At 48.1% G+C, this 13,511-nt stretch carries 8 protein-coding genes; 2 read left to right on the plus strand and 6 right to left on the minus strand.

From position 1 onward, the window contains the following. Nucleotides 1-67 precede the first annotated feature (67 nt). The 3 genes from OHJ21_RS14440 to OHJ21_RS14450 all read right to left on the minus strand — a co-directional run bounded on the left by OHJ21_RS14440 (nucleotide 68) and on the right by OHJ21_RS14450 (nucleotide 5,158). The gene (locus OHJ21_RS14440; protein ID WP_009590024.1) at nucleotides 68-1,681 is read right to left on the minus strand and encodes an ABC transporter substrate-binding protein; all 1,614 of its coding nucleotides are present in this window, start codon (nucleotides 1,679-1,681) and stop codon (nucleotides 68-70) included. A 122-nt stretch (nucleotides 1,682-1,803) separates the two neighbouring features. After that, nucleotides 1,804-3,639 carry a sensor histidine kinase gene (locus OHJ21_RS14445; protein ID WP_009589792.1) on the minus strand — a complete coding sequence of 612 codons (1,836 nt, stop codon included), beginning with the start codon at nucleotides 3,637-3,639 and terminating at the stop codon, nucleotides 1,804-1,806. Beyond that, on the minus strand, nucleotides 3,617-5,158 hold the full coding sequence (locus OHJ21_RS14450; RefSeq protein WP_009589857.1) for a response regulator transcription factor: 1,542 nt from the start codon (nucleotides 5,156-5,158) through the stop codon (nucleotides 3,617-3,619). The genes OHJ21_RS14445 and OHJ21_RS14450 overlap by 23 nt, the downstream gene beginning before the upstream one ends. A gap of 174 nt (nucleotides 5,159-5,332) precedes the next feature. Here OHJ21_RS14450 and OHJ21_RS14455 point away from each other — a divergent pair, with 174 nt between their 5' ends. Then, nucleotides 5,333-6,310: an ABC transporter permease gene (locus OHJ21_RS14455; RefSeq protein ID WP_119847286.1), complete on the plus strand. Its 978-nt coding sequence runs from the start codon at nucleotides 5,333-5,335 to the stop codon at nucleotides 6,308-6,310. A 19-nt stretch (nucleotides 6,311-6,329) separates the two neighbouring features. Then, complete coding sequence (locus OHJ21_RS14460) at nucleotides 6,330-7,223, plus strand: carbohydrate ABC transporter permease (RefSeq protein WP_009590032.1); 894 nt, start codon at nucleotides 6,330-6,332, stop codon at nucleotides 7,221-7,223. Between the two features lie 184 nt (nucleotides 7,224-7,407). Here OHJ21_RS14460 and OHJ21_RS14465 read toward each other — a convergent pair whose 3' ends face one another. The 3 genes from OHJ21_RS14465 to OHJ21_RS14475 form a co-directional block, all read right to left on the minus strand. Continuing rightward, nucleotides 7,408-9,498 (minus strand): ATP-binding protein, encoded by a 2,091-nt coding sequence (locus OHJ21_RS14465; protein WP_486020318.1) that lies wholly within the window; start codon nucleotides 9,496-9,498, stop codon nucleotides 7,408-7,410. Next, on the minus strand, nucleotides 9,491-10,837 hold the full coding sequence (locus tag OHJ21_RS14470; RefSeq protein ID WP_486020319.1) for an SIR2 family protein: 1,347 nt from the start codon (nucleotides 10,835-10,837) through the stop codon (nucleotides 9,491-9,493). The genes OHJ21_RS14465 and OHJ21_RS14470 overlap by 8 nt, the downstream gene beginning before the upstream one ends. A gap of 235 nt (nucleotides 10,838-11,072) precedes the next feature. Then, nucleotides 11,073-13,424 (minus strand): glycoside hydrolase family 95 protein, encoded by a 2,352-nt coding sequence (locus OHJ21_RS14475; protein ID WP_486020321.1) that lies wholly within the window; start codon nucleotides 13,422-13,424, stop codon nucleotides 11,073-11,075. Nucleotides 13,425-13,511: the final 87 nt, after the last annotated feature.

Genomic DNA, 13,511 nt, shown 5'->3' on the forward strand with positions numbered 1-13,511 from the left:
TTATGCCTGCGCAAGAAAAAAAGGAGGAGTCAAAAGACGAAGCATCTTTTGACTCCCCTTGGTCAGATTATTTGCCCCACAGCTCTTGACGTTTGTTGAAGTTGTCCGTATAAATCTTTTCCAGCTTGGCCAGGCCAGCCGCCTCGATCTCGGCCATCATCTGGTTATAGGATTCCACCACTTGGTCCTCGGACGGCGACAGGGCCATTTTCAGGAAATATTTATTGATGGTGTCGTTCACCTTCGTTTCCATAATGGCTTCCGGCGTTCCGCCAGCCGGACCCAGATTGTCATACGGTGCCGTATCAAACGACGTATCGGCCAGGTTCTTGATCGCCAGATCCGTGACCGGATCGGTCTGGTAACGGCCCATCAGGTCATACGGGGTTCCGTCCTCGCCGGGACCGTTCTTGATCATCCAGGTCCACTTGCGAATGCCCGTCGTACGGGAAGCTTCATCCCAATTCTTCTTGAAGGCGTCCAGCACTTCTTGTCTTGGCACATGCTTGCCGTCCTTCATGTCCCAATGCTCGCCCTCTACTCCCCACATCAGCAGATACTGGCCTTCCTCGCTGGCCAGGAAATCCAGCAGCTTCATCGTACGCACCGGATCCTTGTTGGAGCGGCTGATGGCGACGCCGTCCCAGCCAAGAGAGCTCTTCGGTCCGTAAGTGGCCTCTTCCGGCTTCACGCCCGGCGCCAGCACTTTATATTGGTAGAACTGACGCTCTTCCTCTGTAGCCTTATCGGCTGCTTCGGTTTTGAGCAGCGCATTCGCATTGCCTACATTCCAGAGCGCTTCCGCCGTGGCAAATACGTTGCCGTTGCCGAGCTTCTGCTCGAACTGCTTAGTCTTCATCGTCGCCCATTCCTTATCGAGCAGGCCTTTGCGGTACAGGGAGTTCAGGAATTTAACCATTTCGAGATAATGCGGATCGCGGACGTCCTTCTTCAGCTCTCCGTTCGTTTCATAATACGGCATCATGCCGTACATGCCCTTGAAGCTGCCGGTCACCGCTCCGACATTCTCGCCGTTGAGCGTCATCGGAATGCTTTCTTTGCCGTCGATGGTCGGATATTTCTCCTTGAACTTGACGAGCAGCTGCTCAAATTCCTCCGCGGTAAACGGCTCGCCGTTGTTCACTTTATCGCCGACGCCCAGCTCCTTCATGATGTCCATGCGCATCATGAATCCGAACACCGGGTACTGCTCCAAGCCGTACCAGTTGGAGAAATAATAATTGTTGCCGTCCTCGCTTCGGGTTTTGGCAAGCGTGTCGCCGTACATTTTTTTGATATTCGGTCCGTGCTCTTCGATCAGATCATTCAGCGGAATCACCGCGCCGGAGGTAATATACTTGTTCATGATATCGCTTCCACGACTCATCAAAATAACGTCCGGAAGATCGCCGCTGGCCAGCATCAGATTCAGCTTCTCGACCGGATTGCCCGTAGGCTGCTGGATCTCGACGGTGACGCCCGTCTTTTCCGTTATCACTTTAGCGACCGGATTCGTAAAGGCATCCCCCGTGTTTTGGTCAAACCAGGTTAACGTGATCGGCGCATTGCTGTCCGTCTCCGTGCCGCTGTCTCCGCCCGATGCCGCCTTCTGGTTGCCGCCGCAAGCCGAAAGCGTTGTCATAACGAGCGCTGCTGCCAGAATCAATTTTAGTTTCTTCATTCCCTGAACCCCTTTCTAAGGTCGTCATATTCATGTGCTCGAATATATCTATCATTGTAAAAATCGGGAGTTCATTGATCTATAACGCAATCTTACAATCCATGATGCAAAATGTCTTTCATTCAGGGTAACGCCTGCTGCGGGTCCCGTTCGTTTGCAGGATGCCTATCGGAGATTACAGGTATCCGAATGGTCACCGCGGTTCCGATGCCGAGCCGGCTGAAGATGCTGACGCCATATTCTTCCCCGTAGGTGAGTTTGATCCGGTCATCCACGTTTTTCACGCCGTAGCCCGACAGATTATCCGATTTGTTCAACGCATGATCGAGTTGTTCCGGCGTCATCCCGATGCCGTCGTCGATGACCCGGAGCAAGATGTCGTCCCCCTCCTGCCTCAGCTTCACGTTAATGTTGATTCCCGATTCGTCCCCAATGGCATGATTGATGCAGTTCTCGATGAAGGGCTGCAGAATCAGCTTGATCGTCGTGTTCCCGAACAGCTGCTCATCCAGGTCGTAATGCATATGAAGCTTGTCCCGGAACCGGATCTTCTGGATCGCGACATAATTCTTCACCAGGTTGATTTCCTGCTCCAGCAGAATGATGCGTTTCCCTTTATTCAGCGACACCCGGTAATACTTGGCCAAATAATTGACCATTTGATACACCTGCATAGCCCCTTCCTTAATCGCCAGGGAAGAGATGGATGACAAGGTGTTGTACAGAAAATGGGGGTTGATCTGGGCCTGGAGCGTATTCAGCTCCGACTCCTTCCTTGCAATCTCCTTCACGTACACGTCATGGATCAGGGATTGGATGGTTGATGCCATCTTATTGAACGCAAAGGACACCTGGCCGATCTCGTCATGCCCCATCGGCTTAATCGACAGCCGAAAATCCCCGCGCTCCACCTTCCGGATCTGCTGCAGCAGCACCTCGATCCGCTTGGTCATGACCTTGGTCGTAAAATAAAGCAGCAGGATGGCCATGCCAATCGCCAGTACGGAGAACCAGATGACATTCTTGGTCGCCTGATTCGCATTGGCCAGCAGCTCGTCGTAGGGCACGGTGATGACGGTGGACCAGCCGTTACTGAGCTTTTTATACGTAAAAAAACGCTCCTGCCCGTTAATCCTAATATCGAATGAACCCGCATCCTGGGTCATCCGCTCCTGAATCGGAAACACGTCGAACAGCTGGTTCGATTGGAGGTTCTGATCCCCCGTGCTGATCACGCCGCCAGACTCGTCGATAATATAGACGCTTTTGTTGTCGTTCTCCATTTTGATCAAAGAATAGAATTCGTTTGCGTTAATGTCCATAGTCAAAATCCCGTACGGATGCTGCAGGCTGAAATAGCTTAACGAACGGGCTATGGTGATATGTGCATCATTGGCCCTGAAATCCTCGGAATGAAAGTACACCGTACTGCCGGCGGCATCCAGCACCTGTTCCTCCATCGCCGAAGGCATCTCTTCCGTATATTTGACGTATTGGCCGTCGGAATAAAGCGTATGGTTCCCCGTATAAATCGTGATACCCAGAATGTTGGCATTCAGGGTCATCAGAGACGGCAGCGTCCGGTTGATATATTGGAAAGCATCCAAATAATAATACGCCTGCTCATAGTCGGTAGACAGATAATTGCGGAGCTGCGCATCCATGTAAAGGATGTTCGACAGCTGATTATAATACTCCAGCCGTTTCTCCACGTTGGTGTTAATCTGTGCCAGCGATCCGCCCAAGGCCGTATAGGTATGCTCCGTAATCGTGCTGCGCGTCGAAGAATACGAATAATAGATCAGCAGCGAGAACGGCAGGATGATGACGATCAGAAAGATGAAAAAGAACTTGTGCCGGAGCCGCCAGTTGGTGTATGCGCGTAAGTGCGCGAACGGGAAAGCCCCTGCCAGACGGCTCCACGGGCCGGACGGGCTAGATGTTTTTGCGGTATTCATTCGGCGTAACTCCTTGGCTTTTTAAGAATAAGGAAATGAAGTAGGATGTGCTCTCATAACCGACCCTTTGGGCGATGTCCTGCACTTTGAGCGAATCGTCGGCGAGCAGCTCCTTGGCTTTGTTCAGCCGGATTTTGGTTAGGTAATCATGGATCGTCATGCCGGTTTTCTCCTTAAAGATGGAACGCAGGTAGTTGGGAGACAGATATACCTGATCGGACAAGCTGTTGATCGTGATGGCCTGGTGATAGGTCTGGTCGATCGTCGTGCGCACCTGGTGCACCAGCCTGGCATTTTTGTCCATGAACCGGTGTTCCAGCGTCCGAATCGCATGCCCGGCGTAATCCATGATGATCGCTTCGATTTCAATCATGGTTCGGCACTGATAGATGGATTGGTAAAGCTCCGCCCGCTTGTGGCTCTCCGTGATCGGCTCGTGGATCCCCTCCAGCAGACGCTCCACCAGTCCGATGGCAAAATCGCACACTTCGGTTTTTCGGATCCGCAGCATCACCAGCCGGTTGAAATAATCCCGCAGCTTCTGCGCGGCCTGCTCGGATGCCAGCTGATGAATGTCCTCGAAATAGGCCGTCTCTTGGAAAGGAGGAATTTGCCGGCTCTCCAGCTGCCGCAACACGTCCTTGGCATAGATGACTCTCCCGTTCCCGACGTAAAACATCTCCTCCAGCATCAGCCGCGTCTCCCGGTATAAATCCTGAATGCGGGACAGCTCTTCCGGCTCCTCGTTCACGGCCGCGGTCATCGTAAAGCCCAGCGCATCCTGCATCTGCTTCAGCAAATCCTCCCACGTAAAGCGGCTCAGATGACTGGCAGCATCCATGAAGATGCCCAGCTCGCCTTCCCGGCAAATGACCAGATCCGCCTCCAGCTTCTTGTCCGCAAGCCACTCCTCCATATGTGTCTGCAGGCGCGCCATGCCATCTTCGAGAGACAGCCCCGGCTGTGCAGCGTGCGGAGCATCGAGGCCGAGCAGTGTAAGGGTATACGTTCTCGGCTCCGTATGGCGGGACAGCTTATGGTAGCTGGCAGCGAGGTTTCGGAATCGCTCCTCGTTCTGCTCGAACATCATCTCTCGTACGATATTGGATTTGGTCACGCGAATGGAGCGGTTCTTCATCCGCACTTCCTCGCAGCGCCGCTTGACTTTATCGATAACGCTTACAATTTCGCTCAGATCCAGCGGCTTCAATAAATAGCCGACGGCTCCCACGTTTAAGGCTGATTTCACATAATTGAATTCATCATGTCCAGTCAGGAAGACGAACTGAATCCAGTCGAATAACTCACTCACCCGCTTCGCCATATCGAGCCCGTTCATGACGGGCATCTGGACGTCCGTCAATACGATATCGGGCTGAATCACCTCGATCTTCTCAAGGGCATCCCTACCGTTCAGGGCTGTTCCGGCCACGTATATCCCCATCTCTTCCCAACGAATATAATCTCGGATCATCTCTAGCTCTAGCTCTTCGTCATCTACGAGAAAAATGCTATACATGCTCATACCCCCTGTGTCGGCTTTATCCCTTAATATTATAGCGATTTCGTTATTTTAACTATGGGAACAAGCAATGTAAGTTATTTTCAAGCATCTTTCGTTACATTGTCATATCGACACTCATTTTTTCGGAGTCTTATAATTTGAGTTAACTTGAGATGCGAGGTGCCCCATATGAAACCTGCTACAACCTTACAGACGCGGAGTGACTTGAACTTAAGTCCTCATCGAAAAAGCCGCTGGGCGATGCTGAAGCAGCAGAAGTATTTATTCCTGATGATGCTGCCCGGACTGATCTGGGCCATTGTGTTTGCGTATACGCCCATGGTTGGTCTATACATGTCCTTCGTCAATTACCAGCCGACGCTCGGCGGCTTCTGGTCGACCCTGTTTTCGAGCGAGTTCGTCGGCCTGGAGTGGTTCCGTTACTTCTTCAACAACGGCGACTTCTGGATTGTCATGCGAAATACGCTGGCCTCCACGCTGATCACGCTTCTCTTCTCTTTCCCGATGCCAATCCTGATCGCCATCGCGATTAATGAGATCAAAAATGTGAAATTCAAAAAGACGGTGCAAACCGCCTCCTATCTTCCCTATTTCATATCCTGGGTTATCGCGGCCAACATCATCGTGACCTTGCTCTCCTCGGATGGTGCCATTAACGGCATTTTGAAATTCCTCCATATTACCGATGAAAGCGTTTTATTCCTGCAGAACGGCAAGTACTTCTGGTGGATCGTCGCGCTCGGCAATACGTGGAAGGATATGGGCTACAGCTCGATCATGTATTTGGCGGCCATTTCGTCGATCAACCAGGAGCTCTATGAAGCGGCCAAGGTCGACGGCGCCAACCGTTTTAAGCAGATCCGTTACATCACTCTGCCTCACCTGAAGCCAACCATTGTCATTCTGCTGATTCTGGCGCTTGGCGGCATCCTGAACGCGGGCTTCGACCAGCACTTCCTGCTCGGCAATGACCTGACGCGGGATTACTCCGACGTCCTGTCCACCTATTCGTTCCGCTATGGTATCCAGAACGGCATGTTCTCCTATGCGGCAGCCGTCGGCATGTTCAGCTCCGTGGTGGCGTTCATCATCGTGGTCATCGTCAACTATACGGCGAAGAAGCTGAACGGGCAGTCCCTATTCTAAACCATAAGGAGGTACATCCATGTTAAGCAAAAAAACCGTGCCCGAGCGTATCTTCGATGCCTCTTTATACCTGTTCCTGACCGGCATCTTTCTCGTCACCTTCTATCCGTTCTGGAACATCCTGGTCATCTCCTTGAACGATGCGACCGATACGATGCGGGGCAATCTGTACTTCTGGCCGCGCGTGCCAACGATCGAGAGTTACCTGACCATCTTCCGGAATCCGGAAATCTGGAGCGCCATTAAGATTACCGTGCTGCGTACCATCGTCGGGACCGCAGTATCCATCTTCTTCATCACGCTGCTCGCCTATCCGCTCAGCAAGCGCAATCTCCTTGGATGGAAATACTTCTCCTTCTTCTTTGTGTTCACGATGTATTTCGGCGGCGGACTGATCCCGACGTATATGATCATCAAATCCCTGGGATTGATCGACTCCTTCTGGGTCTACATCTTCCCTGGCTTAATCGGCGTGTTCCTGATGATTCTGGTGCGCACCTTCATGGAGCAGATCCCCGGCGAAATTGAGGAATCCTCCAAAATCGACGGCGCGAACGACCTGCAGACGTTCTTCCGCATCATCATGCCGCTGTGCGTGCCGGTGCTTGCCACGATCGGCCTGTTCCTGGCTATCGGCCACTGGAACTCCTGGTATGACTCCTATGTGTATACCTACAAGCCGGAGCTCAAGACCCTGCAGGCCGTCCTGGTCAAAATCCTCAACCAGTTCCAAACCGCCGGCATGATGTCCGACGCCCAGCAGCTGGCGCAGGGCTCCAAACGGATCCCGGTCTCCAGCGAAAGCATCCGGATGGCGGTGACCATGGTCGCCACGCTGCCGATCATTATGGTATATCCGTTTGTGCAAAGGTATTTTGTGAAGGGGATTATGATGGGGGCTATAAAGAGTTAGATTGTGGGGAAAGAAGAGAAGCCCTTACCCGGGAGGGGTAAGGGCTCATTTATATCGTTTGTGAGAGGAATGAAACGTAATGAATACAAATAAACTATCTATATAAAAGAAATAAAGATTTAACCCTAAAAGAGCACAATATCTTTGTTAAATGTTCCTGAGAAATTAGATCCCTCACGATGCTTCACTCTTCTTGCCACTCTTTAGCTATACCACTCCAATCAATTTCTCTCTTGGATCTTCCCGTCCAGACATTCCAAAAATCAGGGTCAGATGATTGAGGACGTTCTTTATTACTGAGACGTTTCATCTCAACCAGAACTGGGATAGAAGAAGCGGCACCAATTAGTATAGCTTTACCAGTCATAAGTACAGGAAGTTCATTTAACATTGCCCCGAGATTATCAGGTACAAGACGCTTAACTAATTCTTGATCACGATCATTTACAATACGGTGGAGCAAAAAAGTATTACATTGTGAAAGCACTGTTGACGACAATTCTGATGGCCTTTGGGAGGAAAGCATAAGCCCTAGACCAAATTTCCTTCCTTCTTTTGCTATTCGTTCAAAAACTTGTGTGCACATAATTGCAGGTGAGATCTCTTCTGTATTGTGGGAGTAACGCGTGATAAAGTTATGTGCTTCTTCCAAAACCAAGACGGTAGGGAGTGATTCTTGCCTTTGTCTTCTATATCTCTGTAGTGATTCAAAAATTATACGGGACATGACAGCAACTACTAGATGTATAATATCAGAAGGAACAAGAGATAAATCAATAACGACAATTTCACCATTTCTACCTCCATCATCACCAATGTATTCCCCTAACCATTGTTCCAATGTTATTTCTTCATGGTGATTAATAATAGAAGTCATTTTAGCATCTGCTAACATGGTTTGAATTCTCATAATTAAAAAATCCAGAAAATGAAGAGCATTTTGCTCAATTGAAATTTGTTCAATATGAACAGACAAATTTGATATATCAAAGGAAATGGGAGTATCCTCGTTTAAACCCTTATACTTTAAATTTTCTTTGAAAATACTCGTAACTTCCTTGATTTCTTTGATAAGATCTTCAATTTCAGCAGAATTAAAATTCTTAAAATTTGAGATCATTTTAGTTGTATCGGATTTATCAGGATAAGGAGCATATCTTCGCTCAAGGATGCTATTTATAGATATTAATAAGCTATCCATTTTTGTTCTTAGATTTGGCTCTACATATTCTTCATCTTTAAAATTGTTCAGTTCATCTTTTAATGTTAAGATTTTCTCTCCTAAATTTCTTTTCCCCGGGAACTCTGCAAGAACTTTCGCTCCGGCCTTTAGGTCACCTAACAAAGATGTATTATAGGAGATTAACATTCGATTTAGAGATGAAAGTTTATCCTCTTTCGTTTCCCCATTCCTTAATTCTCGCAAAGCCCTTCTCAGTATCGGACGTTGCAACTTCCCACTAGCCTGTACTATTGAACTCCATTCGTAGCTATTCCACATCCAAGCTGGAACTTTTAGTTGACTTGCTATTTCAATTAATTCTTGGTCTAAATTAACCTTAAACTTTCTCACTTTTCCGATATGATCAAAAGTGTTAAAGTATTCACCATTTGGGTCAAGGACGATAAATCTTGCATTTAAAGGTTTTTCATTATTTTTATCTTTTTTTGCTGCACCAATTGACCAATTTATTAGTCCTGCTACTGAACAAGATTTACCACTCCCTGTATTACCCAAAACAGCAATATGCCGACCAAACAAAATATCAGGATTAATTTTAACAGGTGCATTACCTGCAACAGGTGCTGTTCCGATAATTACACGAGCGTTTTCTTCACGATTTTCTATTATAGCCTCCATTTGTTCTTTAGTAGGAATGGCAACAACATCACCAACAGAAGGAAACTGGTAAACCCCTCTTTCAAATTCAAAACAATCATTACGTTTGAATTTTAAAGTACCTAGTAAGCTAACCGACATTTTCCTTTGTGGAAATGGTAGGTCAATAAGATCGAAATCTTTAAGACCGTTTCTCTTAGGATAAATTGAGTTTTCAATGCCTATCCAAGAAATTGTACCAACTATTGCCCCTGCTTCGTTTGGAACGATAACAAATCCATTAATTTTCGGAAATGAAACTGGAAATCCTGCATTGAATGCTGTACTATGTGGTGTATTCATTTCAAGTAAAACTTTAATTTCTAATGGACTAACAAACTCGACTGTACCCACGGTTAAGTTCCGAAGATAATCAAAATCAGTAATATTATTCATCTTCATCACCTGCCTCACTATGGTGAGAAATATCTCCTCTTCTTTCTTTCAATTCATGGGCTCTTGCAGATATCTTATCTATTGCAGCTTTAGGTAAATAATAATCCACCAAATTCCTCAAATCACTGAAGTGACTTCCAATTAATAGAGTGATTTGGGCAGGATTATGCTTTTCATAAAATCTATTAATCCTTTTTGCACTATCTTCATAAGCAATAATAACTAAATGTGTAGATGGAATAGTTAACATATCCTCAATTATTCGATTAATATGTGAGTCACCAAAGCTATAACCGTACACTACAAGTGCAGAGTTAGGACGGCAAAGAGCAGAGGAAAAGTCCCGGAACATATCAGCATAAGGATAAAAATCTGTATCGATATCTTTTGAGGAATTTGGGTATATAACAGCTAAGTCAGGTGTAGTATCATTAAAAAAATGCGATGCTCCAAATCTTAATGGTTCTTTAACAATTTGCTTTCCTTGAAACTGCCAGTCAATTGATCCATGCATTTTAATAAGGCGTGCAACTCCCTCTACATAACGTGGTTCTCCTCTAATCCCTGGTGGATTGTAATGATAATCTAACTCTAGTTTAGTAGAGCGAAGAACAGGAGCTATCTTTCCAACAAAACGATCCAGCAATAAAATTCCCGCCATATCACAAGCATACTCAATAAAGCGATCATAGTTGGTCGTAAAAATATTTAATCGGTCTCTACTTGCTGTTCGACTTGCAAAACTAGTGAGGAAAGATTTTAAATAATTTAATGCCACCTCCGCTAAAACTATTTCACTCCCCATTTCTCTTTCCGCAGTACTCTCAAATAATCTCGATAACTTACTTTCAATGTTAATGTAACCTGATTCAAGTGCTCTTCTAAATGTTTCTTCAGTTTTTAAGACTGCGGTTATGAACTGTAACATTTGATCATCTATAACTGCTCTCAAATTTCGAGCTTCAATCTCCAAACCACTAATCTGAAGGCCAGCTAACAGCTCAAATGCTGTTCTTAAATCATCTTCCAAGTTTGCTTTACCTCTACCATTGACTTCTGCTTTAATATCTGCATAGTCTCTAATCTTATCCTTATAGGGTCCTTCAAACTCAATTCTTGACATACCTTGTGCAGGCAATTTAGCTATAGATGTAACAGCAGTAGTTAATCCAGCCCCAAGTAAAATAGAGAGATGTTCGCTTTGAAAAATTGCGGAAAGCCATGGTTCTACAATAGTTCTAGATTCTTCTGAACTAATCTCATTTGATTCATCGTACGTAAAAATTGAACGATTAATTTTCAATATATGCTCGTGCTCCCAATTAACTTGATAATTCATTACAACCTCCTATTTAAGCTCAATATTTATACTCATAATAATGTTTTCGACATAGTTCGATTCTCCCCTTCCAAAAGAACTAAAATTCTCCAATTTGAAAACCTCTAGAAATTATTCTAGAGGCTCTTCAACACCAATCATAAAAGTTTCAATTGATCCATTCTGATAAATAATTCGTTTAAATCTTTATACTCACCTATTATTTCTATATACCCGCACTTGCTAGTAGTCCCTTTTAACTCTCATATTCCATTTTCTGCAAAGACCTCACCACGAACACCTTCTCAAACCCCACCTCCATCTCCCTCCCCCCATAAAACACCCGCACACTCTTTTCCTCATTCCCCTTCACCCTCGCCTCAACCAGCTTCCCATCTTCCCAGCTCATATCCACCTCAATATTCCCTTTCGCCTTCAGCCCTGTTACGCTGCCCGTCGGCCACATCGTCGGCAGTGCGGGCAGGAGATGAATCTCGCTTTCGTGGCTCTGCAGCAGCATTTCCGCAATGGCGGCGGTGCCGCCGAAGTTGCCATCGATGACAAAGATGTTGGCCTCGGCTCCGGCTACGCCGGGTTTGGAGTAGCTGAGCATGTTGTCGAAGCACAGCTCCCCGATCAGGTGGGCGATATGCTGCACGGCCTGGTCTCCGTCATGCAATCGGGCGTAGAAGAGTCCGAACAGGGCCGCGGTAAATTCGATATCCTCCAGGTCGGCCCGGCTGTTCCGGTTCTCCAATGTCACTCGGGCTGCCGCAGCGAGTTCCGGTGTACGATGCGGCGTGATTTGGCTGCCGGGATACAAGGCAAACAGATGCGACAGATGGCGGTGCTCCGGCTGTGCCTCCTCGTAGTCCTCCAGCCATTCCTGCAATTGCCCCTTCTTGCCGATCATCAGCGGAGGCAATTGATCCAGCGCCGTCTGCCACTTCTGCTGAAGCTCCTCATCCATGCCCAGCGTCTGTGCAGCCTTCACGCAGAACGCCAGCAGATCCCGGACCAGGACCTGATCCATGGTCGGGCCCATGGACAGCTGCTGATGGCCATCCTCCAGATTGCCGGTATAAAAGCTGTTTTCCGGCGAATTCGACGGACCTGTCACCAGCCAACCATACTTCGGATGTACCGTCATATAATCCATGAAAAAGGCCGCAGCCTCCTTCAGGACGGGATAAGCCAGCTCTTCCAAAAAAGCCTGATCACGGTTGTACGCGTAGTGCTCCATCATATGTGTCGCGATCCATAGTCCGCCCGTCACGTTAAGCCCCCAGGAAGTCCCCCACCCCGGTGACGCAAATCCCCAGGCATTGGAGAAGACATGGGCCACCCAGCCTTCGGCATCGTAATAATGGCGCGCCGCCGAGCGTCCGGCCACCGATAGCTGCTGGATATACCGCATGAGCGGCTCATGGCTCTCGCTCAGGTTCGCGGCCTCCGTCGGAAAATAATTCATCTGGGTGTTCACATCCAGGTGATAGTCGCAGCTCCAGGCCATCTTGTTGGCTTCGCCGTCATTCCATATACCTTGCAAATGCATGGGCAGGATGGAGTCTTGTCGTGACCCGCTAATCGTCAAGTACCGGCCATATTGATAAAACAACGCAAACAACGCCGGGTCATCCCGCTTGCTCAACTTGAACCTGCCGATCCGCTCGTCTGTAGGCAGACTGGAATGCTCGTAGCTTCCCAGGTCCAATCGTACGCGGGCATACAGCGGCTGATAATCCGCCAGATGCTTGGCTCTCAGCGCGTCATATCCCAGGAGCGCAGCCTGTTCCAGTTGCAACGCGCTTTTCTCACGCCAGTTCTCGCCTTCTTGATGGTAATCCGTATTCACCGCAAAATAAATCGCCGCCTCATCCGCTTCGGCCACGATTATGGTGTCATCCGTGCAACTCACCTTCCCGCCTTCCGCTACGACCCGAAGCTGGCCTTGGCAGGACACCCCGCACTCCCCATTGCTATGTATGCCTTCCAACGCCTGTCCCTGGAATTCGATCGTGTCCTTTTCGGTTACAGCAACATGAAAAGGACCATTCTCCCCTCGAATCGAAATGCGGAACGACACACCTGACGAGCCAATGCTGCTGCGGATCCGCGAAACGATGACCTGATCGTTATGGGAAGCAAATACCTCTCGCGTCATCTCCGCTCCATCGATCTCGCAAAAAGAACGCGCCACCGCCTCCTGCAGATCCAATTCCCGATGGAACAGCGGCTCAGCTGCTGCATCTTGTCTCTCGCCTTCGGATGGATTCACGTTATGGTCAAACTCCAGCACGACTTGGCATAGTCCCAGATTGGTGCCAAAATTCAATTTTTCCGGCTCCAGGTGCTTCTTGGCCAGTCGATTGCCTTCACGATAATCGCCCTGGAAGAAATGCTGCCGCATCTGCTCCAAATCCCCTTTGCTGTTGCTTCGTCCTTGAGTCGGCTCCGGCTGGCCGGACCAATAGGTGGTTTCGGTGATATTCCATATTTCTCTGTCAGGCGTGGATACCACCACATTCCCCATTCGGCCATTGCCGATCGGCAGCCCTTGCGACCAGCCTCGGGCCGGTTTCCTATACCAAAGCTTCATATCTGACATGTTGTTTTCTCCTCTTCATTTGATTTTCCAATATCGAGACAAGCGCTATCCCTTACAGCAAAAGCAAGAAATCGCGATTCCCGGATG

Source organism: Virgibacillus sp. LDC1 (assembly GCF_025792345.1).
In the GTDB taxonomy this organism is placed as follows: Bacteria; Bacillota; Bacilli; order Paenibacillales; family Paenibacillaceae; genus Paenibacillus_AQ; species Paenibacillus_AQ lautus.

Coding starts and splice junctions, on each gene's coding strand:
- OHJ21_RS14445 (WP_009589792.1), bottom strand. CDS start 3,639: ATGAATACCGCAAAAACATCTAGCCCGTCCGGCCCGTGGAGCCGTCTG.
- OHJ21_RS14460 (WP_009590032.1), top strand. CDS start 6,330: ATGTTAAGCAAAAAAACCGTGCCCGAGCGTATCTTCGATGCCTCTTTA.
- OHJ21_RS14450 (WP_009589857.1), bottom strand. CDS start 5,158: ATGTATAGCATTTTTCTCGTAGATGACGAAGAGCTAGAGCTAGAGATG.
- OHJ21_RS14455 (WP_119847286.1), top strand. CDS start 5,333: ATGAAACCTGCTACAACCTTACAGACGCGGAGTGACTTGAACTTAAGT.
- OHJ21_RS14465 (WP_486020318.1), bottom strand. CDS start 9,498: ATGAATAATATTACTGATTTTGATTATCTTCGGAACTTAACCGTGGGT.
- OHJ21_RS14440 (WP_009590024.1), bottom strand. CDS start 1,681: ATGAAGAAACTAAAATTGATTCTGGCAGCAGCGCTCGTTATGACAACG.
- OHJ21_RS14470 (WP_486020319.1), bottom strand. CDS start 10,837: ATGAATTATCAAGTTAATTGGGAGCACGAGCATATATTGAAAATTAAT.
- OHJ21_RS14475 (WP_486020321.1), bottom strand. CDS start 13,424: ATGTCAGATATGAAGCTTTGGTATAGGAAACCGGCCCGAGGCTGGTCG.